The organism is Bradyrhizobium sp. th-b2 (assembly GCF_000426785.1).
In the GTDB taxonomy this organism is placed as follows: Bacteria; Pseudomonadota; Alphaproteobacteria; order Rhizobiales; family Xanthobacteraceae; genus Bradyrhizobium; species Bradyrhizobium septentrionale.
In genome coordinates, this window is the sequence record NZ_AUGA01000022.1 from 17,594 (window position 1) to 40,719 (window position 23,126).

At 61.3% G+C, this 23,126-nt stretch carries 21 protein-coding genes and 1 tRNA gene; 10 read left to right on the forward strand and 12 right to left on the reverse strand.

Going from position 1 to position 23,126, the window contains the following annotated elements; genetic code table 11:
- Nucleotide 1 precedes the first annotated feature (1 nt).
- The 4 genes from metG to K359_RS0125205 form a co-directional block, all read right to left on the reverse strand.
- Entirely contained in the window at nucleotides 2-1,969 is a 1,968-nt protein-coding gene (gene metG / locus K359_RS0125190) for a methionine--tRNA ligase (RefSeq protein WP_084518513.1), read from the reverse strand.
- A gap of 72 nt (nucleotides 1,970-2,041) precedes the next feature.
- Entirely contained in the window at nucleotides 2,042-3,082 is a 1,041-nt protein-coding gene (locus K359_RS0125195) for a DNA polymerase III subunit delta' (protein ID WP_029081813.1), read from the reverse strand.
- Nucleotides 3,079-3,765 (reverse strand): dTMP kinase, encoded by a 687-nt coding sequence (gene tmk, locus K359_RS0125200; protein WP_029081814.1) that lies wholly within the window; start codon nucleotides 3,763-3,765, stop codon nucleotides 3,079-3,081. The genes K359_RS0125195 and tmk overlap by 4 nt, the downstream gene beginning before the upstream one ends.
- Nucleotide 3,766: 1 nt before the next feature.
- Nucleotides 3,767-5,026 carry a D-alanyl-D-alanine carboxypeptidase family protein gene (locus tag K359_RS0125205; RefSeq protein WP_198031178.1) on the reverse strand — a complete coding sequence of 420 codons (1,260 nt, stop codon included), beginning with the start codon at nucleotides 5,024-5,026 and terminating at the stop codon, nucleotides 3,767-3,769.
- Between the two features lie 161 nt (nucleotides 5,027-5,187).
- Between K359_RS0125205 and K359_RS0125210 the strand changes: the two genes are divergently transcribed.
- Nucleotides 5,188-6,123, forward strand: coding sequence for an alpha/beta fold hydrolase (locus tag K359_RS0125210; protein ID WP_029081816.1), 936 nt, complete (start codon nucleotides 5,188-5,190; stop codon nucleotides 6,121-6,123).
- A gap of 33 nt (nucleotides 6,124-6,156) precedes the next feature.
- On the opposite strand, the gene K359_RS0125215 is transcribed toward K359_RS0125210, so the two are convergent.
- On the reverse strand, nucleotides 6,157-7,089 hold the full coding sequence (locus K359_RS0125215) for a septal ring lytic transglycosylase RlpA family protein (RefSeq protein WP_084518501.1): 933 nt from the start codon (nucleotides 7,087-7,089) through the stop codon (nucleotides 6,157-6,159).
- Between the two features lie 645 nt (nucleotides 7,090-7,734).
- On the opposite strand from K359_RS0125215, the gene K359_RS59040 reads away from it, so the two are divergent.
- Together K359_RS59040 and K359_RS65850 are read left to right on the forward strand one after the other, a co-directional pair.
- On the forward strand, nucleotides 7,735-8,043 hold the full coding sequence (locus K359_RS59040) for an NUDIX domain-containing protein (RefSeq protein ID WP_084518502.1): 309 nt from the start codon (nucleotides 7,735-7,737) through the stop codon (nucleotides 8,041-8,043).
- Nucleotides 8,040-8,165, forward strand: a complete 126-nt coding sequence (locus K359_RS65850) for a hypothetical protein (RefSeq protein WP_256375173.1) — start codon at nucleotides 8,040-8,042, stop codon at nucleotides 8,163-8,165. Before K359_RS59040 ends, K359_RS65850 begins: the two co-directional genes overlap by 4 nt.
- Nucleotides 8,166-8,191: 26 nt before the next feature.
- Here the strand turns inward: K359_RS65850 and K359_RS52945 are convergent, their stop codons facing one another.
- Nucleotides 8,192-8,599, reverse strand: coding sequence for a low molecular weight phosphatase family protein (locus tag K359_RS52945; protein WP_084518514.1), 408 nt, complete (start codon nucleotides 8,597-8,599; stop codon nucleotides 8,192-8,194).
- A 797-nt stretch (nucleotides 8,600-9,396) separates the two neighbouring features.
- On the opposite strand from K359_RS52945, the gene K359_RS59045 reads away from it, so the two are divergent.
- Nucleotides 9,397-9,615 (forward strand): hypothetical protein, encoded by a 219-nt coding sequence (locus tag K359_RS59045; RefSeq protein ID WP_245284713.1) that lies wholly within the window; start codon nucleotides 9,397-9,399, stop codon nucleotides 9,613-9,615.
- A 177-nt stretch (nucleotides 9,616-9,792) separates the two neighbouring features.
- On the opposite strand, the gene K359_RS63385 is transcribed toward K359_RS59045, so the two are convergent.
- Nucleotides 9,793-9,969, reverse strand: coding sequence for a hypothetical protein (locus tag K359_RS63385; RefSeq protein WP_198031179.1), 177 nt, complete (start codon nucleotides 9,967-9,969; stop codon nucleotides 9,793-9,795).
- Between the two features lie 467 nt (nucleotides 9,970-10,436).
- On the opposite strand from K359_RS63385, the gene K359_RS61495 reads away from it, so the two are divergent.
- From K359_RS61495 to K359_RS52960, 4 genes are all read left to right on the forward strand, one after another.
- A complete protein-coding gene (locus K359_RS61495; RefSeq protein ID WP_156928654.1) occupies nucleotides 10,437-10,700 on the forward strand; it encodes a hypothetical protein in 264 nt (87 codons plus the stop codon).
- A gap of 59 nt (nucleotides 10,701-10,759) precedes the next feature.
- Nucleotides 10,760-10,930, forward strand: a complete 171-nt coding sequence (locus K359_RS52955) for a hypothetical protein (protein ID WP_156928655.1) — start codon at nucleotides 10,760-10,762, stop codon at nucleotides 10,928-10,930.
- 149 nt (nucleotides 10,931-11,079) lie between these two features.
- A tRNA-Ser gene (locus K359_RS0125255) sits at nucleotides 11,080-11,169 on the forward strand.
- A gap of 215 nt (nucleotides 11,170-11,384) precedes the next feature.
- Complete coding sequence (locus K359_RS52960; RefSeq protein WP_051346382.1) at nucleotides 11,385-13,118, forward strand: P-loop NTPase fold protein; 1,734 nt, start codon at nucleotides 11,385-11,387, stop codon at nucleotides 13,116-13,118.
- Nucleotides 13,119-13,137: 19 nt separating this feature from the next.
- Here the strand turns inward: K359_RS52960 and K359_RS0125265 are convergent, their stop codons facing one another.
- Nucleotides 13,138-13,926, reverse strand: a complete 789-nt coding sequence (locus K359_RS0125265; protein WP_029081818.1) for a hypothetical protein — start codon at nucleotides 13,924-13,926, stop codon at nucleotides 13,138-13,140.
- 187 nt (nucleotides 13,927-14,113) lie between these two features.
- Between K359_RS0125265 and K359_RS52965 the strand changes: the two genes are divergently transcribed.
- Together K359_RS52965 and K359_RS0125275 are read left to right on the forward strand one after the other, a co-directional pair.
- Entirely contained in the window at nucleotides 14,114-14,374 is a 261-nt protein-coding gene (locus K359_RS52965) for an excisionase family DNA-binding protein (RefSeq protein ID WP_198031180.1), read from the forward strand.
- A gap of 142 nt (nucleotides 14,375-14,516) precedes the next feature.
- On the forward strand, nucleotides 14,517-15,884 hold the full coding sequence (locus K359_RS0125275; protein WP_156928657.1) for a HEPN domain-containing protein: 1,368 nt from the start codon (nucleotides 14,517-14,519) through the stop codon (nucleotides 15,882-15,884).
- A 2,165-nt stretch (nucleotides 15,885-18,049) separates the two neighbouring features.
- Here K359_RS0125275 and K359_RS0125285 read toward each other — a convergent pair.
- The 4 genes from K359_RS0125285 to K359_RS0125300 all read right to left on the reverse strand — a co-directional run bounded on the left by K359_RS0125285 (nucleotide 18,050) and on the right by K359_RS0125300 (nucleotide 22,920).
- Nucleotides 18,050-19,663 (reverse strand): arylsulfatase, encoded by a 1,614-nt coding sequence (locus K359_RS0125285; RefSeq protein ID WP_371261184.1) that lies wholly within the window; start codon nucleotides 19,661-19,663, stop codon nucleotides 18,050-18,052.
- A 200-nt stretch (nucleotides 19,664-19,863) separates the two neighbouring features.
- On the reverse strand, nucleotides 19,864-20,790 hold the full coding sequence (locus K359_RS52975) for a formylglycine-generating enzyme family protein (RefSeq protein ID WP_035977057.1): 927 nt from the start codon (nucleotides 20,788-20,790) through the stop codon (nucleotides 19,864-19,866).
- A gap of 369 nt (nucleotides 20,791-21,159) precedes the next feature.
- Nucleotides 21,160-21,546, reverse strand: coding sequence for a response regulator (locus K359_RS59050; protein WP_084518504.1), 387 nt, complete (start codon nucleotides 21,544-21,546; stop codon nucleotides 21,160-21,162).
- A gap of 126 nt (nucleotides 21,547-21,672) precedes the next feature.
- Nucleotides 21,673-22,920, reverse strand: a complete 1,248-nt coding sequence (locus K359_RS0125300; RefSeq protein WP_029081821.1) for a site-specific integrase — start codon at nucleotides 22,918-22,920, stop codon at nucleotides 21,673-21,675.
- Nucleotides 22,921-23,126: the final 206 nt, after the last annotated feature.

Genomic DNA, 23,126 nt, shown 5'->3' on the forward strand with positions numbered 1-23,126 from the left:
CTCACTCGGTCGTCGGTTCCACGTAGCGCGGGAACACGCCGACCGGCGCCGGCAGAACCGTACCCGGCCTGATCCGCTCGGCGATCGCGGCAAAGCTACGCGCATCCGCGGGGATGCCGAGGCTGTCGAGCATCTTGGCGCAGGATTCGGGCATCACGGCCTGCGCCATGATCGCGATCTGCCGCACGACTTCGGCGGTGACATAGAGCACCGTCTTCTGGCGCGCAGGATCGGTCTTCGCCAGCGCCCACGGCGCCTCGCCGGCAAAGTAGCGATTGGCCTCGGCGACCACGGCCCAGACCGTGTTGAGCCATTGATGGATCTGCTGCGTCGCCATCGCGGTCCGCGACGTCTCCAGCATGGCGTCGGCCTGCGCCAGCATCGCCTTGTCGTTGTGGCTGAACTCGCCGGGCTCCGGCAGCACGCCGCCGAGCTGCTTTGCGATCATCGACAACGAGCGCTGCGCCAGATTGCCGAAATCGTTAGCGAGGTCGGCATTGATGCGCGCGACGATGGCCTCGTGGTTGTAGTTGCCGTCCTGGCCGAACGGCACCTCACGCAGGAAGAAGTAGCGCACCTGGTCGACGCCGTACTGGTTTGCCAGATTGAAGGGATCGACCACGTTGCCGACCGACTTCGACATCTTCTCGCCCCTGTTGAACAGGAAGCCGTGCGCATAGACCCGCTTCTGCAACGGGATGCCGGCCGACATCAGGAAGGCCGGCCAGTACACCGCGTGGAAGCGGATGATGTCCTTGCCGATGATGTGCACGTCGGCCGGCCAGTAGCGCCAGCGCTTGTCGCTCTCGTCGGGGTAGCCGACGCCGGTGATGTAGTTGGTCAGCGCGTCGACCCAGACGTACATGACGTGCTCGGGATCGTTGGGGACCTTGACGCCCCAGTCGAAGGTGGTGCGCGAGATCGAGAGGTCCTTCAGCCCGCCCCGCACGAAGCTCATCACTTCGTTACGACGGGAATCCGGGCCGATGAAATCGGGCTGGCTCTCATAAAGGTGCAAGAGCTTGTCCTGGTAGGCCGAGAGCTTGAAGAAGTAGCTCTTCTCCTCGACCCATTCGACCGGCGTGCCCTGCGGGCCGCGGCGGACGTTGTCCTCACCGACAGTGGTCTCATCCTCGGCGTAATAGGCCTCGTCGCGCACCGAATACCAGCCGGCATAGGCGTCGATATAGATGTCGCCATTGTCCTGCATGCGGCGCCAGATTTCCTGCACCGACTTGTGGTGAGCAGGTTCAGATGTGCGGATGAAACGGTCGAACGAGACATTGAGCCGCTCGTCCATTTCCTTGAAGCGCGCGGCGTTGCGGGTCGCGAGATCGTACGGGGTCATCCCCTCGCCCTGCGCGGTCTGGATCATCTTCTGTCCGTGCTCGTCGGTGCCGGTCAGGAAGAATACATCCTTGCCGTCGAGCCGCTGGAAGCGTGCCAGTGCGTCAGTCGCGATCGCCTCATAGGCGTGGCCGATATGCGGCTGGCCGTTCGGATAGGCGATCGCGGTCGTGATGTAGAAAGCGTTGCCGCGGTCCGCGGCGGGCGCCGAGACGGATGCAGGCGCCGGAGCCGCAGCCGGTTTGGGTTGCTTCGGCGCGCGAACCGTTGCCGCTTTCGGGGCCTTCTCGGCAGCCGGGGGCTTCGGAGGAACTGGCTTGTTTGCAGCCGGTGCCACGGCCGCCGCGGCTGCCTTTTTTGGCGGAGCCTTGGTGGCCTTCGCGGCAGCCTTCTTGGTTGTCTTTTTCGCGGCCTTCTTGACGGTCCTTTTAGCGGCTTTCTTCGTCGCCGGCTTCTTGGCTCCCGTCTTGGCCTTGACCGCCTTCTTCACCTTCTTGGTGACGCGCCCACCCTTCTTGGCGGCACGCGACTTCGCTGCGGCCTTCTTCTTCGACCCACGAACTGGCGATGCCTTCTTCGTCTTCTTGGCCTTCTTCGACGATTTCTTCTTAGCGGTCGCCACCACGGAATCCTTTGCAGATCGAACGAGATTTTCGGGAGTGTTGTCAGACAGGTGTGTCTTCAGACGGGGCGCCTATCGGGTCGCTTCCGCGAGCATCGAAAACACCGAGAAAACCAGCGGCTTGCGCTCCAGATTGTAGGCTTCGGTATCGCGTGCGGCGCGGACGATCTTTTCCCATACCTCCGCCAGCCGTGCAAGGCGCGGCAGATTGGCATTGACATCGCCACTGCGCATACGCTCGCTCATCCAGCGATCGATGCTGTCGATGAAAGCGGCGAGCGCGACGCGGTCGCTGGTACCGAGTGCATCGCCAAGCGCATGCAGCTCGCGCGGATCGACGCTCGGCAGCGTCGCGAGCAGCGCAGCCGTGCGCTGCTGCAGCTTGAGCGCGTCGCCGCCGAGCAGCGCCCGCGCCCGCCCGACGCTGCCCTCGGAGGCTGCCGCGGCTTCAGCCAGCGCAGGATCGTCGGCTGCCATGTCGGTTGCGGCCGAGGCCGCGCGCACCACGTCGCCCGTCTCCAGCGGCCGCAGCAGCAATTTGCGGCAGCGGGACAGGATGGTCGGCAGCACCCGGGACGGCGCGTGGCTGACCAGGAGGAACAGCGACTGCTGCGGCGGCTCCTCGAGGATCTTCAGCAGCGCGTTCGCGGCGTTGGGATTGAGCTCGTCGACGGTGTCGACGATGCAGACACGCCAGCCATCGACTGCGGCGGTCGAGCCGAAGAATGGGATCGTCTCCCGTGTCTCGTCGACCGTGATCACGGTTCGCATCACGCCGCGGTCATTGAGGCCCCGCTCCAGCACCAGCAGCCCGCCATGCGCACCGGCGGTGATCTGGCGCGCCACCGGATCGGCGGGATCGACCCGCAACGTCGGCGCCGCCTGAACCTGGGATGACTTCGGATTGCGGAATGCAAGCACGAACCGCGCCATGCGATAGGCCAGCGTCGCCTTGCCGATGCCTTGCGCGCCGCCGATCAGCCAGGCATGCGGAATTCGTCCGCTGCGATAGGCATCGAGCAAGGCGGTCTCCGCCTCGCGATGCCCGAACAGATCGGGCGTTTCGCGCGGATGCCGCGCCGCAATCTCCTGTTCGACCTTGCGCGCGCTCATGCGGGACTGTCCGCCGTGAACGTCGCGCGCAAATGTTCGCGCAGCGCGGCCCATATCCTGGCCGCGACCGTATCAGGGTCGGCCGTGGCATCGATCAGAACGCAGCGCTGCGGGTCTTCAGCCGCGATCCTTTGGTACGCCTCGCGCAAATCCTGATGGAACTTGATTCCCTCGGCCTCGAAGCGATCGGCCGTCGCATCGCCGCGGCGCGCGGCGGCGCGTTGCAGCCCGACCTCGACCGGCACGTCGAGGATGAAGGTCAGGTCAGGCTTGAGATCGCCGATGGTGACGCGCTGCATGGCGTTGACGAGGCCGGGCAGCACCTGCCCGAGCTGGCCCTGATAGGCGCGCGTGGAATCGAAGAAGCGATCGCACAATACCCAGATGCCCTGATTGAGCGCCGGCAGGATCACAGTGCGGACATGATCGTCGCGGGCGGCGGCAAACAGCAGCGTCTCGGCGTCCGGCCCGAGCAGCTTGCCCATCCCCGACAGGACGAGATGGCGGATGATCTCCGCTCCCGGCGAGCCACCGGGCTCGCGAGTCACGATCGCGCGCAGCTTGGCGGCATCGAGGCGTTCGGCGAGCTTGCGGATCTGGGTGGATTTGCCCGACCCCTCGCCGCCCTCAAAGGTGATGAAGCGACCGCGCAAGCTCGGCCGTTCGGCTGCTGCTTCCGTCATGTCAGAGCTTCTCGACGCCGGCGCGGAACATGCCGATGACGAGCTCCTGGGCGCCGTCGAGCGCGCGGCGCATCGTCGATCCGGTGCCGACGGCCTCCGCCGCGAACACCGGCGTCTCCATCGCGACATTGCCGCCGCGCCAGACCCGGACGACGCCGATCTTCTGGCCGGCTGCGACTGGCGCCTTCACGGGGCCGTTATAGACGACACGCGCCAGCAGCTTGTCGTTGCCGTTCTTCGAGACCATCACCTTGATCGGATCGGGGCTGACGAGCTTGACCGAGCGGCTCTCGCCGCCGAACACTCGGGCGTAGCCGACCGGCTGATTGGCCGCGATCAGGACCCGGGTCTCGAAGCTGCGGAACCCCCATTCCAGCATCTTCTTGGCTTCGGTCGCGCGGTCTTCGGAATCCTCAAGACCATTGACCACGACGATCAGCCTTGTGTCGTTCTGCACGGCCGAGCCGACCATGCCGTAGCCGCCTTCCTTGGTGTAGCCGGTCTTCAATCCGTCGGCGCCGGGCAAGGCGTTGAGCAGCGGATTGCGGTTCTGCTGGCGGATCTTGTTCCAGGCGAATTCCTTCTCGCCAAACAGCTTGTACCTGTCCGGGTAGGTCAGGATGATGTGCCGCGCCAGCAGCGCGAGTTCCCGCACCGTCATCTTGTTGGCGGGATCGGGCAGCCCGTTGGAATTGCCGAAGGTCGACTTCGTCATGCCGAGCTCGCGGGCGCGCTTGGTCATGAAGTCGGTCGCGAATGTATGCTCGTTGCCGGCGATGCCTTCGGCGAGCGCGATGCAGGCGTCGTTGCCGCTCGGGATGATCGCGCCGTGCAGGAGATCGTCGACCGAGACCTTGCTGTTGATTGCCGCGAACATCGTCGAGGTCCCCGACGGCGCGCCACCCCGCCGCCAGGCATTTTCGCTGATCCGGTACTCGTCAGTGAGCTTGATGTCGCCTTTCCTGATGGCGTCGAACACCACCTCGGCCGTCATCAGCTTCATCATGCTGGAGGGCGCGCGCAGCTCGTCGGCGTTCTTCTCGAACAGCACGCTGCCCGAGGAGGCCTCGACCAGGATCGCGGTCGGCGCATCGCCGTCGAACCCGCCCTCGTCCTTCTTGGCGCCCTGGACGCTGTTGTTGGCGGCGTAGACGACCCCGCCGCAGCCGATCGCCAGCGCAACCAGAGCCGCGACCAGCCCACGCCAGCCGCGCCCGGCGCGAGCTAGGGACGTGCTGGGAACTGCGGTTAGGGTTGCCATCGGCGATGTCCTGAAAGGCTGCGTTCTAACAGGTGGAAGTATCGCAAACAACTGAGGTTTCTGCGCTTGTGCACCGCCGGTCGGATTGCCGGCTGTACCGAACACCCATATCCTTCGAACCAGCTCACGACACCAGAACCGGCAAACAAGGCGGAAACGCGATGTCACCCTCCCGCACCATCTCCGCCAACGGCATCGACATGTTCGTGCGCGAGGCCGGGCAAGGCCCGCTGGTCGTGCTCTGTCATGGCTGGCCGGAACTGTCCTACTCATGGCGGCACCAGATCGCAGCGCTCGCCGCGGCCGGCTTTCGGGTCGCAGCCCCTGACATGCGCGGCTTCGGCCGCACCAGTGCACCGGCTGACATTGGCGCCTACGCGATCTTCGATACCGTCGGCGACATGGTCGCGCTGGTGGCCGCGCTCGGCGAGAAGCACGCGATGATCGTCGGCCACGACTGGGGTGCGCCGGTGGCCTGGCACGCGGCCCTGTTCCGGCCGGATATCTTCACCAAGGTCGCCGGCCTCAGCGTGCCGCCGCCGTTCCGCGGGCGTGGTCGTCCGCTCGAGACGCTGCGCGAGAGCGGCGTCACCAATTTCTATTGGCAGTATTTCCAGCCGCCCGGCGTGGCGGAGGCCGAGTTCGAGCGCGACATCGCCCACACCATGCGGCTGGTGCTGGGGCGCGGTGTCTCCGATCCGAGCTCGATGTTCGTCGATGAGGCCAAGGGCTTTCTCGGCAAGCTGCCGACCGGAATGCCGCTGCCGGCCTGGCTGACCGAGGCCGACATCGCCGAGTTCGCCGAGGCCTACCGGCAGTCCGGCTTCCGCGGTGGCCTCAACTGGTACCGCAATCTCGACCGCAACTGGGAGCTGACCGCGCCCTGGCAGGATGCGCAGATCCATCAGCCGTCGCTGTTCATCGCCGGCTCGAATGATTCGGTGATTACCGGGCTGATCGGCGCCAAGCGGGTTGCCGACATGGAGCGCGTGCTGCCGAACCTGCGGCAGAAGCTGATCATCGAGGGCGCCGGCCACTGGATCCAGCAGGAGCGCCCTGACGAGGTCAATTCGGCGCTGATCGCGTTTCTGAAATGATCAGGCCAAAAGCTCGATTCACAAGAGCTTGATTCAGTAGAGCCCGCGTCCGCTCAGGACTTCGGCCGGTCCGCGCGCGTCGATCGGCACATAGGCTGCCGCCGGGCTTGGGGTCGCGGCATAGCGCGCGTCACCCTCGTAGGAGACCTCGCGCGGATTGTTCAGGGCGCGGCGATGCGACCGGCTCGAGGCCGACATTTCGGAGGTGGCGTTCACCGAGGCATAGTCGGCCTGGGTGTTGCCGAGGCTGTACGGCCGTCCCTCTGGCACCGGGACATCGCCGCGGATACGGCCTGCCGCGGAGGTCATTTCCGGCACGAACGGCCGGGCCGAGGCGACCCGCACCATGGACGGTGACGGCGCCGGCGTACCGGTCCGCAAGGTCGCCATCAGCTGGCGGTCGTCGGACCCTTCGAGCGGCGCCCGGCCGACATATTCGACGCGGACGAGGGCGACGCCATTGCCTTTGAATTCAAGTAGTTCGGCGGCTTTGTTCGAGACGTCTATGAGGCGGTTGCCGTGGTACGGCCCGCGGTCATTGACGCGAACGACGAGCGATTTGCCGTTGCTCAGATTGGTGACGCGCGCGTAGCTCGGCATCGGCAAGGTCGGATGGGCGGCTGTGAGCGAGCCCATGTCGAACACCTCGCCATTGGCGGTCAGGCGGCCATGGAAATCGTCGCCATACCAGGACGCCATGCCCTCGGCGCGGTAGTTCTCGTTCTCCTCCGGCACATAGGTGCGGCCGGCCACGACATAGGGCTTGCCCACGCGGTAGGTGCCGCCACCCTTCGGCACGGGATCGCCGAGCGCGACGACGCGCGGGCTCGACGACACGCCGTATTTGGGATCGACGCGGCTCGCGAACTGGTTCGAGGAGGCGCAATTGGCGAGGACGAGGCACGTCGCCACCGCAACGGCGCCGCGCGCCGTCCGGATCATCGAATCTGGCCGTCTAGTCCCCATCTGCCCCAAGTACCATTCTGCCGGACCCTCGCCTACTCCGAGGCGTCGGGATCGTTTTCGTCACGATGCGGCCCACCTCCGCACCAGCGCTCGACAATATCGCAACCGGAACACGGCGGAAATGCGGTGAGCCGCGAGGCTATGGCACCTTGGTAAATTGCCTGTTGCGCCTCCTCAGTTGTTCTACGGAGCCTGCGCCGTCCAAAGCGCCCTCGCCTGTCCCGCGATCAGACACACTGTTGCAGCAAATCATCAGTTGGGGCGCATCTTCGATTCCAACAATTGAATCTTTTTGACTGTGCAAGGCTGCAATCGTTTTCTCCCGGGCGTGGGGCGCAAAGGAAGTTTGCGATGATCGAGACGGTTACAGCGGTGATGGGCTTGGTGAGTGCGGTGATCTTCTTGGCGCATGCCGTGGAAGGCTATCGGTACCGGGCCTGACGGTCCGTTGGACGGCGGAAAGACGCGTCACCCTTTCCTGGAGCGAATGTTCGGAAAGCTTTAATCAATTCGGATGAGCATCACATCAAGGCAGGTGTATCATGCGTAATCACGATTTGGTCTCCGACGGGTTTCTGACCCTGACCGCAGCAAGCCTTGTGCTGCTGTGCTCGAGCCTGCTGGCCTTCGCTTTCGGCTGACCCATTGGACGCCGCGGGCGGAGGAGTAAGAGAGGGAACATCCGCCCTCCTCATCAGCACGGATGGCCGCCTTCTGATGCAGCGGCGCGACGACCTTCCCTACATCTCCGATCCGGGAAAGATCAGCCTTTTCGGCGGACGCCGGGAAGGCACCGAGACCTTCCTGGAATGCGTGGTACGCGAAGTCCACGAGGAGATCGGCTCGAGCGTTTTGAGCTCATCGGCCGGTATTCCGGACCGGATTATTCAACGCCAGACCGCAGCCTTCGCGGTGAGGTGTTTCTCGCGCGGGACGTGCCCGCCGAGAGGTTGACCGTCACCGAAGGCCGCCTTGCGATCGTCGCCATCGACGAGCTCGAACGTCTCAGCGGTACGCTGGCGGCCCCCGCGGAGTATGCGCTGGCGATCTTCCTGAAACGGAAACCGATTACCTGAGGGCTGAAACCAGTTCGCGGACGCGGTCATCGATCATGGCCAGCGCAACCGAGGGGAAGCGCAAAGTCGATATCGTCGACATGCCAATAGGTCACCCTGCCGGCAGCCTCGGGGAACCGGCGCTCAATGAGCGGACGATGCTCCGCCTCCTTGAGCGCGATCACCAGGTCCGCATCGCCAAAGTCAGCCAGTGAACATGGCTGCGGATAGCGCGCCGCGCCCGCCGGTATGATGCCCGTTGCGCGGAGACGCTCGTCGGCAAAGCCTGATATCGGCCCGACATTGTCGGGCGATCCGCGTTCGGCCGCGCCTCTGGAAAATGCGCGCCACGCCAGGCGTTCGCCACTCGCAAGGTGATTGAACAGCTCCTCGGCGTATCGACTGCGATAGTAGTTGCCGGTGCAAAGGAAGAGGACTCGCTTCATAAACATCATGATGGCCAAGCTAGGCGCGCGCGGTCAACGCCGTTGCGTGCATGTCGCAATGAGCCGCAGCCCGGGTTCGGTGACGCCGGCAGAATGGCGTTCGCCAGCATGCCGGCCATTTCGGCTGCACTTGGGCACATTCTGTCCATCCCCACGGCGCGCAGTCGGCCGCAGCACCCAGCCTATTCCCAGACATCAGGTCTTCCCGTGAAACCATTTTGACCGGCCCGCGAAACCGGCCTGAAACATTTGGTCTGTAAACCGTCGGCAAAAGATAAGGGGAAGTGTCATGATCGAAGCCACAGTCATCGGGCTGCTGCTTTTGAGCGCGGCTATCTTTAGCGCCCACGTCTACGACGCCATCCACACCCATTGAAGATGGATGTGTCGGCCCCTCATGTTTCCGTCTGAAACATGAATACCGCGTTGGCTGATCTTCGCCTATGGGTTATTCCGACCGACAGGTCGCTCAGTTCCCGAACACCTTGCGCGCGCTAGGGCGCAGCATCGACTTGACCCGGCGCGCAGCGATGTGCGCTGCGCCGGTTTCGCGCGTTTAATGCGCTCCCTGGTGCGGGTCACAATCTGCGACAACTGGCGCACGGGGCTGTTTCTTGCGCAAGACGTCGTTTAACCCGACTTTCCAACCGCCAAGATTGTGACTGGGGTGGTCAAGCTAACCGCATTGGAGTGGCATGAACTGTGCAAATGATTGGCTGCCGGGAATTTCAGTGTCCCGGTTCGGGAATAAGCGGTCACCTGGTGTGTATTCTTAGGACCGGCGGACCGCCATTTGGGAGGTATCGTTGCATTACACAGCACATCAACAAGCCAGGTTCCTGGTTCGGAGGGGAAGCGCTGACTGGATGGTTTATGATCGGGAACTCAAGGGGCCAGCGCAACTCAAAAAAGACGGCCCATTCGCCGAGAAGCTAACGAAGGAGCAGGCCGAATACGTCAAGCAAACGCTGACGGAATCCCTCGTTGCGCAGGTATCCCGATCCAATCCAGAGCGCGTACCATGATGCCGCGCTACGCTGGCCCCGTTCTACGCGACGATCTGGCTCGTTTACACGAGTTGGCCGCGCATTGTGAAAGGCGCGCTTCGGAAGCGCGGCATGCCGACGATCGCATCGCATGGCTTGCGTTGGCCAGAGATTGGCTAGCGCTCGCGCAGCCCAACTCACTCACAGACTGCACGCTCAGCGATAGCCGTGCTGCATCCGATTTACTGCAACGATAAGACTGGGCTGTTCAAGTACCTCAACCAGTCGGTCAAGGATCAGCCGTTCATTGGTGCGCGGCCGAGGTTCGAGATACTCTTCAAGAATTTCCTGGGCGGCGCTTACGGCCTGCAGAGCGATGTCTTCATCCGACATTCTCGAGTCTCCAAGATTAACTCGGTTAATCATTCGGGGGGCGGATAGTTCCCAATTGAAATTGCGATCACCGATCCCAACGAGCCTGGATACGATCCGAATATTCGAGGAGAAAATTCGAGAAGCAGTGATGCGGCGAGCCCCAGCTCAGGGGGTGAGCTGGGGCTAACGGCGACACCGGAGGCTGAAGCGGCCAACCTCCGGCCATGACGTTACGACTCTTTCCAATTTCATCCATCAGGATTCGCGGTTGCTGCAGCGCGCTACCACCTTTGCGCCACGGGCCAGACTATCGCGCCGCTGGTTGGGGCTAGTTCAGAATGGCAATTGCCACGAGCATTTGCAGATTTACTGTATCCCTAGTCGTGCGGATTGGCCGACATCCACACCACACCCCGACCATCGCGCGATAAGGGATCGCCGCTCCGGGCCACGGAGCGACGGTCCCGCCCACCTCACCAAACAAGATGGAGAGGGAATTCCGGATCGAGGTTTTTCAATTGCGCGGCTTCAATCATTTGCCAACCGAACAGCCAATTTTTCAAATCGGCGATCGGGTCCACCTGAGCGAACTCGGCGCTAGTCGAATGAAGAGAGCCCTCTATACGACCGGATCGGTCGTGGGCGCGGGCAAGGCAAGCAAATTAGCTGTTCGCGTGCTCTTTGACGGCATGAAAACGCCGGTCAGCCTTCATCAAAGCTATCTTGAGCTCGACATCGGAAAGCCGTGAAAATTCACCGCAGATTGGCCTACTCTCTCCCAATTGGCCGTGCAGAGAAGCTGCCCGAGATGGACTGGTTCTACTATCTCCTGGTCCTTGCTGTTGTCCTGCCCCTCGTTGCCTTTGGCCTGCATGGTAGCCTCTACAGGAGGGATACACGGAAGGATGAGAAGCTGAACCGGCTGATCGATGAGCGCATCGAGCGGCTGGACCTGGAGCGCCCAAAGAAGGAAGATTAGCCCACCCCCCCTGTACGCGCGCGGGGTACAGCGCGTTGACGTTTGAGCACTTGCTGCATAGAAAGCGACGACCGTTGGTAGCAAGCTGGTAGCACAGTTCAAGATCTGTGCTGCCGACGCCGACAAAAAGCCTAACTATTTCAAGGTTTGGAAGGGTGGCCGAGTGGTTTAAGGCACCGGTCTTGAAAACCGGCGTGCCCGCAAGGGTACCGTGGGTTCGAATCCCACCCCTTCCGCCAGCTCACCCCGCCATCGCATTGAATTTGCTACAGATTTATTCGTCATCCAAGCCGTGCCCTAGCGGCTGCCCGGTTGCGCCAAGGTGGACGGTCAATTCGAGACGCGCTGTCGGCTCGTTTACCGTCCCCCAAGATTGGCCGGTTACGCAAATTAGAATCGACCGAATCGGTGCGCCATGCGGCCACCTACCTTGGGCAAGAGACAGGTACCAGCGATGTCACTGCAAGAAACAAAGGATCATCTGATCCAGCTACTCGCCGATCCGGACAACAAGGTCATCGCGCTATCTGGAAAATGGGGTACGGGCAAAAGTCATCTGTGGCGCGAGGTCCAGGCCGCCTCCACCGACGAAACGACGAAGGGCGCACTGTATGTGTCTCTGTTTGGGCTGTCCGACATCGACCAATTGAAGAGGAAGCTCATCGAGTCCGTGGTCCCTGTTGCTGAATCTCATCCAGGTTTATGGGATGGCGCCAAGCGAACGATGAACTCTGGCATCAAGGTTCTGGAATCGTTTCACAAGGGATTCGGGGCCCTTTCCGATTTGAGCCTATTGTTGGCTCCCGCCATGCTGCGCGAAAAGATGATCGTGATCGACGACATCGAGCGCAAGCACGAAAAGCTCAGTGTCGATGAGGTCATGGGTTTCATCGACCAGTACAGCCAGCAATACGGCTCACGATTCGTACTGATCTTGAACAGTGATCAGCTTGCGCAAAGACCAGTCTGGGACACCCTGCGGGAAAAAGTGATTGATCAGGAGATCCGTCTGCTCACAACTCCTGAAGAGGCTTTCGAAATTGCAATTAAGATCGCGCCATCCCCTTACTCTGCCCAGATAAAGAAGGCTGCGGGCACCTGCGGGCTGACCAACATTCGCGTCGTTCAACGCGTGATCCGGTCCGTGAACCGGATACTGGGTGAGCGCAATCTCGCGGATGCAATACTCGTGCGCGTTGTGCCGTCGATCGTATTGCTCACCGCGATCAACTACAAGGGCATCGATGACGGCCCTGACTTTCAGTTTGTCTTGGCCATTGGCTCCGCGAGCGACATCGCTGACCTCATACCGAACAAGGACAAGAAGCCTACTGCCGAGGACAACCGTAGAGCACGGTGGCGGCTCTTGCTCCGGGAGTTGAATATCACCCGCTGCGACGAGTTCGAAACGTTGGTGGTGCAATTTCTGGAATCAGGCCAATTCGACGCAAGCAAGGTGACCGCGATTATCGATCACTACGTCGCTGAAACCGACAAGATGGAAGCCCACCACAAAGCTAATAAGTTGCTAGACCGTCTTTACTGGGACCATCGCGCGGAGGAAGCTGATTTGGTCGCACAGGCTGAAAAGCTGGTATCCGTTGCACACCTGCTCCACGCCTACACCGTCACCGATTTGGACAAGGCTCTCACCCAACTGGCCGGCGGTGGTGCGATCGGGCAGAAAATCGTGCAAACCTGGATAGCTGCTTTCCTCGCGGGACAGCCAGAAATCGACCATGACGCCCCTTACCGCAGACCAGTCCACCCAGACATCATAAACGCGATCTCGGCGATCAAAACTCGTACCCAAGCTAAAACTACGGTGTTCGATGCCTGCATACACATCATCAAGCACAGTGGATGGGGCACCTTGCAAGAGGTTGTAATGAAGAACGCGACCGTTGAGGATTTCGAGTCAACGATCAAAGGCTTGGCGGTCGATGATTTCGCGGTTTTCGTGCGACGCATGCTGGAGATACGACTTCAGCGAGAATCATACATCGCTCACTTTGGATCGGCCGCGGATCATTTTGTGGAAGCGTGCCGGAACATCGTGAATGACCCCCACTCCGGACGGCTCGGATCTCTTGTCAAACGCCTCTTCGACGAGGTCAACCTCGGGGCGGAGTTGACTCCTCAAGCCAACCCAGCGGGCGCCGGGATAGACACGAGCGCGACGGCGTGAGCACAGATGTTGCCCTGAATCACGAGCTGCGCAGTATCTTCATGATGGCTGTCTCATGCTCTGCTACCAGCGCCTGAAACGCTTCGAAAGCATCATAACAATGGTGGCACTGCGGAACGATGGCGTCCGCGATGCGCTTCAGCTCAAGGGGCTGCGTGTAGCCCATGACATACTGCAAGTTGCCCTCGGCATCCTTCTTCCGGGTGATGAACTGGGAGAGCCCCATCATGACGTGGGGCGCGAAGCGATGGTTGTGGCTGTGACGAAAATCGAGCGTCTCGGCCTCGAAGTCACCCTTGAATATCTTCTCAAAAGCGTCCTTGCAGCCAGGGTAAGCCAACCAATGCTGCCCGCACCTCTTCGCCTCCTTGAAGCCGATTTTCTCATCCTCCGGCAAGTCGTCACTCCAGTGGAAATTGGGCAACGCCTGATTGGCCTGGTGGGAGAGATGCGCAATGGCAAAAATAAACCGGGATCGAATGGCGTAAGGCAAGGAGAGCGCATCGGTGGCGATTGGCTGGATGAATTCAAGCAATGCCTCCATCCGATCATCATCATTCAGCGACGGCATTACCAAGTCCCACGCTCGAATTCGAGCGAGATGGTTGGTTAAGTTGTTCACCGCGTTCGCGATCTCGATCGCGTATTCCGTGAACATCTGGCCGTAAATCACCCACGGGAAGGGCAGCGACTTCGGCAACCGCCCCCACTCGTAGGGCATCATTCTTCCCTCAACGGGCACCTGCGGCAACGCTGCTAGGTATTTGCCGTAAAGCTCGGCGCGTAGATCGTCTTGCTCATCTGACATCGCCCGACGATAACGGAACCATTGAAGCCGTCCACGTTGAAGTAGCAGGAACGGCCTCTTGCCGTCCGCCACCGTCCGCGAGATAGCTCTTGCTGTCCGCCACTGTTTCCGGTTATTCGGACGTCGTCCAGAAGTGCGCTGCCATCACGAGCAATCCCGGTTTCGGCCGGGCGGAGCGATGCATCACATGGACGATTCACCACAGCAACAGCCCCTCGCGCTTTCAATCCGCGAAGCCTGCGCGGCCGCGAACGTCGGTCGGACCTACCTGTATCGCGCCATGCAGGCCGGCGAGCTACCAGCAAAAAAATGCGGCCGCCACGTTCGTATCCTGCGCGCTGATCTTGAGCAGTGGTTGCGGGACCTCCCGCCGGCCTTTAGACCAAAGCCGCGCCTGGCCGCGGGCGATCGCAAGCCCGATTGGCTCGCGCGGCAGCAGGCGACGTGATCGTCATGCGTATCAACGATCGCATCATCGCCGGTGGACGGATCAACCAGTGGCGAGACTGACGTCCGCTTTGCGAAATTGCCCTAAGAGCGTGTTTTTCGTATCTAATTGTCTCATGGCAACGAATCGAAATGCCGGATGGGTGACCGATATCGAGTTTGTGTTCGCCGAATGCGAGCGGATTCAAAAGGCGTTCTCGGCTGCGGTCAGTTTGCGGGACCTTCCGAAACAGGACATGTGGGGCGACCTACCTCGTCCGGATGGTAAGGGATCGCTGATGTGCGGGCGCGCGGCCGATCTGCGGGTTTGGCGGCTGGCCGAACAGGCGATAAAATTCAGCGACGCCATGGGCACCATCGAAATCGCGCCGGTGCACAACGCGCTCGGCAAGATCCTGGTCCAGCGCTTTGCGGTCGAGCGTCGACCGCTCGATGAACAGCAGGCGGAACGTGCTCTCTCTTCGGCAGTTAAAGAGGCCAAAAAAGCCCGGATGAACCGAACACATTATTTCCCCTGCCGACTGATGCGCACCAAGGAGCCTCCCAGCTTCGCTATCGGCCCTGTTACGTTCTACACGCTCGAACGCTTCAACGAACTGATGGCTCCCCATTACGAAGACCTCGCACGGCGCGGCGACAAGGATTCGAAAAAGGAGTCGAACGAGCGATTGCTTGCCAGCGCGAGGCATTACTATGACGGCTTCACCTGGGTCGGCGAGGTCAGCATACTGAATTGTGACGGCGGCACCTCGCTTGAGCGTGCCCGGATGGCGGTGACCGGGGCGGTCAACCTCGTGCATATTCTGTTCGGGTCGTATCACACGCGCCGAATGGATATCGGTGGACCGCGCCTCGAAACTGACCGCCGGGCGCATATGTCACTCGATCAAAAAAACGGCCTCTATATCTCATGCTCCAGCGCATCGACTTCGGCGGTGGGTTTCGGGGATGATTGGGTAAAGTTTCTCGAAGGCGAGGATATGGCGGTCCTACTTCGCGCCGTCAACAAAGCGCTGGAAACGGTCGTCAACCCAGCGATCAAGCGGACGCTTGGATCACGCTTGTTGGACTCAGCTGCGTGGTTCGGTGATGCGGTTCGCGAGGAGTCCCCTGCCGCGCAAATCATCAAGGCGGTAACGGCGCTCGAACGGCTGGTGCTAACCTCGGAGCATGAAGGCATCAAAAAGACGGTCAGCCAGCGTGGTGCGGCGATCCGGTATGCCCCAGCCGACACCAAGTCGTTTGAAGAAGTGGAAAGCGAGCTGGCGGAAGCTTACGTGATGCGGTCGCGCCTTGCCCACGGCTCTCTATCGCCCTTCGATCCCGAAGTAAGCGCCTTCGCGCCGGTCTGCCTGCACCGCATCGAACAGGTGATCTGTTGGGGATTGGGTCTGTTTGAAGCGCACGGGCTCTTCGACCGCGAATTGACGAACAGGCAAATGGCCGAAGGGTTTGACGGTCTGGTCTCATTTGCACAAAAGCGTGCCGCGCCCGACGATTCTCGCGCCTGAAACGCCGCCGTCGCGAATATGATCCGCGCCTGAAACGAAAACCGGCCCGCGACAGGGCTGGCGGGCCGATCTTTCGGAGCCGGAGCGAAGAAGGCGTCACATCACAACACCGTCACCGAACCAAAAGACCGCGAGAGGAGAACCCGCAGTCAATCGGCATGCATGTGTGTATCGCGTCATCGTTGCGGTGGCAACGCGGTAACAACTTGCTTTGCACGTCTGCACATTCGCGGACCAAAAATAAACTTCATGATTGTCTCTCACGGGTAACAAGCGAAGATATCTGCGGCGCGTGGAAACCGCTAATTGCAATAACCCGCATAAAATGGGCACTTCTGCGACACCTGCTCTAATGGCACGTAGCAGGATAATTTTTCCGCGATGGGTAACCAAGTTTTTCTCACGCGGAACAAGCGCAACTCTGTGCAGAGTGAGGCTGTGGGGCTTGCGGCGATCGATTGCTTGCCCCAAATGAAAACCGCGCCGGCAGTTTCACAGGCTGCCGACGCGGTTTCCTAGTTCTCGATGCTGCTTTGCAGGCGGCACCGGGTATTAGACTGCCCGATGAAGCTTCGCAGGCTGAGTATCGGACACGACAGACAGTTAGGAATCATCCGGCTCTCTGTCAACGTCCGTCTCCTCCGCAACAGCAAAATCGTCATCGGGCTCGATCGAACCATCGCGTTCGGTTGCCTGTGAAGCTGCGCGGACTTTCCTCGCACCCCCTCCCAGTCAACCGGCCGCGCAAAGGCGAGCATGCACCCTCATGCGGAAACCGGTCCGGGGTGCGTGGACAATGGCGCGATGGATGGGAGTGGATCACAGCGCCGTACGGGGTCTGGTCGAAAGAAGGGTGCCCCTGATCACGCTCGGATTGAGCGAACAAGTCCTTCGGTAGCTGGCGCAATCCGCAGCCAGCGCCTCCGGTAAGCGTCCCAGGCTCCGTCGAGCAAGAGACCCCCGGACGACCGCCAACCACGCTTCACCGCGTGGAATGGTCTGGTCTGTCCGGGTCACGAACCCTCCACCATCAAGCAACGACACCGACCAACACTCAGGAGAAGACGATGGCGATGATAAGGGCAGCGGCTGGGGCATGCGTCTTGGCATGATCGCCAAACCTTTGAGAATCCGGCAGCGCCGGGCCCACATGTGGCGGACGGTGAATCCGACAAGGGGCGCAAGGGGACCAAAGGATGGCGACGCGGCCTTTCCAGCAATTGGCCCTGCGATTCCTCGAATACACCGGGCGGATGACCGGGCAATCGTTGAGGAGGCCCGAGAAATCGGGATTTCGTGGCGTCTCTTGGAACGGGCAACGCAACAAGTGGGCCGCCAAGATCACGATCGGATCAAAGCGCCGTCACGTGGGCCTCTTCGATGACCCCGCCGATGCAGCGCGGGCGATCAAGCGGGCACGCCACCAACCACCCCCGGCGCGGTCACGGCGGTCCGGCCAACGCTCCTGGCAGCAATGGACCGCACCGCCCTATTGAGAGGACGCGCTTGAACGCCCTCTTCCGAGGCCGAGAGGGACCGCCGATGCGTTGGCTGGCGCTCGGGTTGCAGACTCAAACCGGACATCGCCTTCAGGTCCGGCACGTCCGAAAAGGGCCACATCCGGACTCATGCAGCGCAGCATCATTCGGCCAGATCGTCGACGCGGTCAGCAGTTTTGGAGTGATGGAGAGGTCGGGCTGGCGTTGCCGCTTACGGCGGAAATAGGTACTCATCCTGGTCCTAGACCAGTACAAGTGTATCGGGTGCAGTCCTGGTAGACACCCCGACACTCGAACGACGGCAATTGGTTCAGACGACGACAGTCGCGATAACGTGCACGACAGGTGTTCGTGCATTGCTGCTTGGCGGTCTGAGCGCGTGCCAAGGTAACAGAGCCGCGATTTGTCTTGAGCAGCTCGTGCTGCAGCGTCGAAGGTGTGGTCTGGGCCAGCGCCGGTGCCGCCCCGCATAGCAGGAGGGCGATGATTATGCAGCCAGTTCGATTCTTCATGGTCATCGGTTCTTCATGGTCAAGAGCACCACCCAAACGCATGGGTGCGGTTGGCCGTATCTGGCCAACGATTGCAACGGATGCGCATTCGCTTCATCTGTCGTGTGCGGGCGCCCCCGTAGGGGCGCCGCGTGGTCGTGTTACGCGCGGTCGGCTATTGACTCGGGTGGCCCTGACCCTTCTTGAGCTGATTCATGACCTGATCCAAGTTGTAGCTCGCCGGATCCTGCATCGGCGGGAACGTCTTGTAGGTCTCCAGCTCCGCGAGCCAGAGCGCCTGGCCGATGGGCAGCAGGTTCCAGTCGTATATATAAGCCGTGGCCGGTCCGGCGAGCGCGCCGCTGAACCAGAAAGCAGCCTTTTTCTCATCGCCCCACGACATCTCGAATGGATCCCGCTTCAGGTTTACCATGCCGGCCACGAACTGGGTCTGGACTCCCGGGTTCACGAAACCCGTCGCGTTCTCGGGCGCGATCGCGAAATACATCTTCCAATTCTTGTAGCGCACCGCCGAAGGATGGGCGCTGGAATAGTAGAAGAAGACGTCGCGCGCGGACTTCTCGGTCTTTCCCTCCAGGTAGTCGCGCTGATTGAAGCCGTCGAGCGTGGTCTTGACGATGCCCGGGTAGCTGCCGGCCTCGATCTGCGCCTTGAGGCCGTCGCCCTTGGGGCCACCGGCGATGTCGACGAACGTGGGCAGCCAGTCGAGCGAGGCGAAGATCTCGTCCTTCACCGTGCCCGGCTTGATGACGCCCGGCCAGCGGATAACGCACGGCGCACGCATGCCGCCTTCCCAGGTGGTCATCTTCGAGCCCTTGAACGGCGTGACGCCGCCGTCGGGGAAGGTGAAGGTCTCGGCGCCGTTGTCGGTGGTGAAGACCACGATGGTGTTGTCGAGCTGGCCCATCTCCTGCAGCTTCTGCAGCACGTAGCCGATATTGTCATCCATCTGCTTCATGCCGGCTTCGTTGACGCCCCAGTCCTTGCCGCCGGGTTCGCCGACCATGGCCATGTACTTGTCGTTCAGAACGGTCGTGACGTGCATGCGCGCCGGGTTGTACCAGACGAAGAACGGCTTGTTGGTTTTCTTGGGATCGTTGCGGTCGAGGAAGTCGATGACCTTGGCCGAAATTTCCTCGTCCACCCCCTTCGAACGCTCAAGGGTCAGCGGGCCCTGGTCCTGGCAGGTCTGGTTCTTCGCCGTTCCGTCGGAGGACTTGCACCAGAGAACCGGACGGGGCGGCGTCAGGCAGGTCTTTGTCTTCGTTACCATCTTCGGATCCACCGCGCCTGGCACTTCCGCAATACCCGGGATCGGTGTGTTCCTACAGGGTGGGGCGACGGTCTGCTGGGTCGGGGTCTTGTTAATGTCCAAGAAGCTCACGCCCTGCATCGCATCGAGGTGGTACAGATAGCCCCAGAACTCGTGGAAGCCGTGGGCGGTCGGCAACGCGTCGGTGTGGTCACCCAGGTGATTTTTGCCGAACTCGCCGGTGTTGTAGCCGAGGTCGCGCAAGAACCATGCGATCGAGGGCGTCCCGGGCAGCAGGTAGGTTGGGCTGCCGGGCAGCTGAGGCGGGATCATCCCCGTGCGCAGCGGGTTCATGCCGGTGAAGAAGGCGTTGCGCCCGGCCGTGCAGCTCTGCTCGGCGTAGTAGTGCATGAACTTGGCGCCCTCTTGTCCGATGCGGTCGATGTTGGGCGTCTCGCCGACCATCAGCCCTTGATGGTAGATGCGCGGCTGCATCCAGCCGATGTCGTCGCCCATAATGAAGAGAATGTTTGGTTTCTGCGGTGTTTGCGCTACCGCCGGTGTGGTGGCCGGTCCGGACAGCGACAGCGACACCAGCGTCGTCGCGCCGAGCAACGCGGCGCAGGACCGCAAGCCAGGCGTCTTGCGTGGCGGTGTTGCAATAAAGGGCGGCTTGTCAGGCAAGATGGTACTCAACATGGCTACGCTCTCCCTTTTTATGATGCATCGGGGACTCCCCGCTTGATGCATCGAAAGCCAAGGTGACTGGTGGAAGTATCGACCGGCTCCGCATGGCGCGCTGCCGGCCGGTAGCGTCGGCAGTAGTTCGGCGCGCACAAATGCGAGCCGCCTTTGATGACCTTCCGTGGAATCTTCACGTTGGTCGTTCGGGGGTCATAGCTGTCGGCTTCGCGGCCGCCACGCGGGTTTGCTGGAATGCAGCAAGCCTTCGGCGCATCCGCCTGATGCTTTGGCGAATACCAGTCGTCCGTCCATTCCCAGACGTTGCCGATCATGTCGTACAGGCCGTACCCGTTTGGCGGGAATGCGCTGACCGGCGAGGTGCGCTCGAAGCCGTCCGCGTTGGCGTTCTGGCGGGGGAATTCGCCCTGCCAGGTATTTGCCATGTGGCGGCCGGCCGGCGTGAATTCATCGCCCCAGGCAAATTCGGTAGCGTCGAGCCCGCCGCGTGCCGCAAATTCCCATTCCGCTTCGGTCGGCAGGTCATTGCCCGCCCATGTCGTGTAGGCGAGCGCATCGCGGAAGGCCACATGCACGACGGGATGATCGTCCAGCCCACGGATGTTGCTTCCGGGTCCATAGGGATGCCGCCATTGCGCGCCCTTGGCGAAGGTCCACCACTGGCTGAAGTCCCGGAGACTGACCGGATGGTTGGGCGGCGAGAACATCAGCGAACCCGCGTAAACCATGTGCGGGAGCATTCCGGGATAGTCCTTCGGATCGGGCGCAATCTCGGCGACGGTGACGTGGCCGGTAGCCTTCACAAACTCCCTGAATTGCCGGTTTGTCACGGGATGACGGTCCATCCAGAAGCCGTCCACGGTGACGCGATGCGCCGGGGCTTCTTCGGGATAATGCTTGTCCGAACCCATGCGGAATGTGCCACCGGGTATCCAGATCATCCCGTCAGGCTGCGAGGGGCAGTCATCAACCGTGACATCAGCCTTAGCAGTGGAGGCAGAGAAGAGCGCCGTCATGTCACGTATCACCCCCTGTGATCATCGCGGGATGCTGGTCAAGGACCATTCCTGCGAGCATGAGGCAACTGCACACGGGGGGAAATCGGCCGTCTTGATCTAAATCAACGCGTCTGATTGTGACAATTCTGTTAAAAGCCCAGGCTGCGCTTTATCCGCTCGTAATCGTTCGCGCGGCGGTGGAGCGGTGCGGCAATGTTCAGGTGCCTGTCATCTAGATTTGAGCGGGGCCGTCGACCGCTCTGTCGATAGCCGAGAACAACGCTCTGTCCTGCACAGGTTTTCGGAGACTGGCTACAAGGTCACCTTCGCCGAATCCTTTAAGCACACAGCGTCGCCATGCGCAGTGATGAAGATCGTCGGAATTTTTATGCCGTTGCTGAGCAGATGCTGTTGAAGCTCCAAACCGTTCATCTCGGGCATCTGGAAATCGACAATCAGGCATCCCGGAAGACCGTTGGCTAATGAAGCGAGAAATTCCTGCCCCGATCCATATGTATGAACATGGAAGCTCCGAGACCGCAGTAGTCTGCTCAAAGACTTGAGCACGGCTGGATCATCGTCAACACAACGGCAATCTGGGGAGAGGCCATCGTCATGAGCGATTGTGCCCTCGGGTTCGGTTGCCTGTCGAGTGCGTTGCGAACACCGAGATAGGCATGATTCAAGCCCCCGAACCAGGGCCTCGAATCATGAGATAAGAACTAACGGACCTTGAGTGGACTGCCATCAGGCAGTTCCTTCCGAACAAGCCGCGCGACGTGCCGACCGTCTTGTCGCAGGCCGGCGCCGCCGCCCTCGATCCCTTCATTGCTGCGCACTCCGGAGTTGCACGACGTTTGTCGTGTTCTGGCAGTACGAGGCCCAGCTTTCCATCAGCACGCGCCGCTTCTCCAATGCGTCACCGCGCCGGTAAGCCTGCTCGGCCTTATCGCCGATGACGTGCGCCAAAGCGGTTTCGGCAAGCTCGCGCGGGAAGCTGGTGCACTCGCCGGCCCAATCTCTGAACGAACTGCGGAAGCCGTGCACCGTCGCATTCTCGATCTTCATGCGCCGGAGCACCATGTCGAGAGCCATCGTCGACAGCGGCTTATTCTCGCCCTGACCGGGGAACACGTACTCTCCGATTCGCACCTCGTGCATCTTCCGCACGATCTCCAGTGCCCTCGCCGCCAGCGGCACCCGGTGTTCGCGACCGGCCTTCATCCGCTGCGGCGGCACAGTCCACACGCCGCGATCGAGATCGAACTCAGTCCACCGTGCGCCGATCGCTTCCCCGGTGCGCGCCGCGGTGAGGATCAGAAATTCGAGAGCGCTCGCAGAGACAGCCTCGCGAGCCCGCAGGTCGATCAGGAAGGGCGGGACGTCGTTATAGGTCATTGCCGCATGATGGCCACGCGTCAGATGCTGGCGCTTTGACAGACTGTGCTCCAAGTGTCCGCGCCATCGCGCCGGATTCTCGCCGCTGCGATGTCCAGCAACCTTGGCAGCATCCAACACGGCCTCGATCCGGCCGCGGAGGCGCGACGCGGTTTCCGGCTTGCTCTGCCAAATAGGCCGCAGCACATCCAACACGTCATCGGTGGTGATCTTGTCGACGTGTATCGGGCGGATCCTAGCGCAGTAATCCCGCTCTGCCGCCTTGCGATCAGGCTTCACACCTAGCAGTGTCATTCGCCATTGAGCCCCGTGCTTCTCGTTGCGCCAGCCAGGCGCCTTGTTCTCAATGAAGCGTTCAGCGCACTCGCCGAATGTGGCGCCGGCCGCGGGCTTTTTCGCATCCTTCGGGTTGATGCCCTTCGCAATCATTTCCCGTGCCGCGGCTGCAAGCTTTCTAGCGTCGGCCAGCGTCACATGCGCAGAGACGGCTCCTTTTTTGGGCGCCGATCCGAATCCTAGCTCGATGGTCTTGCCGCGCCAGCGATAGAGGAACGTCCATCGCCGGCCACCATTCGGCGAGATCGAGAGGTAGAGGCCGCCGCCGTCAGCATGCCGGCCGTGTTTGGCGATGTTTGCCGCCGATGTTGCGTTCAGTCTGTGGATTGCCCGAGCCATCGTTTTTTCCCTGCCCTATCAACCTGCCCCAGCGCTCGCGCTGGATAGTGACGGACAATGGAGAACACGGGAGCATCGATTACGCAAGAAAACCCTGCGAAATAAGCACCTCTCAGAACAATGACGTACAATGGAGGACGTTAGACGCGGGTAGTTCGGAGGACACCCCTTCCGTCATATCAAATTGAAAATACTGAACAATAATT

Bases quoted from the DNA above. Each gene is read 5' to 3' on its own strand.
- K359_RS0125195 (WP_029081813.1), bottom strand. From the start codon at position 3,082: ATGAGCGCGCGCAAGGTCGAACAGGAGATTGCGGCGCGGCATCCGCGC.
- tmk (WP_029081814.1), bottom strand. From the start codon at position 3,765: ATGACGGAAGCAGCAGCCGAACGGCCGAGCTTGCGCGGTCGCTTCATC.
- K359_RS0125205 (WP_198031178.1), bottom strand. From the start codon at position 5,026: ATGGCAACCCTAACCGCAGTTCCCAGCACGTCCCTAGCTCGCGCCGGG.
- K359_RS0125210 (WP_029081816.1), top strand. From the start codon at position 5,188: ATGTCACCCTCCCGCACCATCTCCGCCAACGGCATCGACATGTTCGTG.
- K359_RS0125215 (WP_084518501.1), bottom strand. From the start codon at position 7,089: ATGGGGACTAGACGGCCAGATTCGATGATCCGGACGGCGCGCGGCGCC.
- K359_RS52945 (WP_084518514.1), bottom strand. From the start codon at position 8,599: ATGATGTTTATGAAGCGAGTCCTCTTCCTTTGCACCGGCAACTACTAT.
- K359_RS63385 (WP_198031179.1), bottom strand. From the start codon at position 9,969: ATGTCGGATGAAGACATCGCTCTGCAGGCCGTAAGCGCCGCCCAGGAA.
- K359_RS61495 (WP_156928654.1), top strand. From the start codon at position 10,437: ATGGAGAGGGAATTCCGGATCGAGGTTTTTCAATTGCGCGGCTTCAAT.
- K359_RS52955 (WP_156928655.1), top strand. From the start codon at position 10,760: ATGGACTGGTTCTACTATCTCCTGGTCCTTGCTGTTGTCCTGCCCCTC.
- K359_RS52960 (WP_051346382.1), top strand. From the start codon at position 11,385: ATGTCACTGCAAGAAACAAAGGATCATCTGATCCAGCTACTCGCCGAT.
- K359_RS0125265 (WP_029081818.1), bottom strand. From the start codon at position 13,926: ATGTCAGATGAGCAAGACGATCTACGCGCCGAGCTTTACGGCAAATAC.
- K359_RS52965 (WP_198031180.1), top strand. From the start codon at position 14,114: ATGGACGATTCACCACAGCAACAGCCCCTCGCGCTTTCAATCCGCGAA.
- K359_RS0125285 (WP_371261184.1), bottom strand. From the start codon at position 19,663: ATGGGCGACGACATCGGCTGGATGCAGCCGCGCATCTACCATCAAGGG.
- K359_RS52975 (WP_035977057.1), bottom strand. From the start codon at position 20,790: ATGATCTGGATACCCGGTGGCACATTCCGCATGGGTTCGGACAAGCAT.
- K359_RS0125300 (WP_029081821.1), bottom strand. From the start codon at position 22,920: ATGGCTCGGGCAATCCACAGACTGAACGCAACATCGGCGGCAAACATC.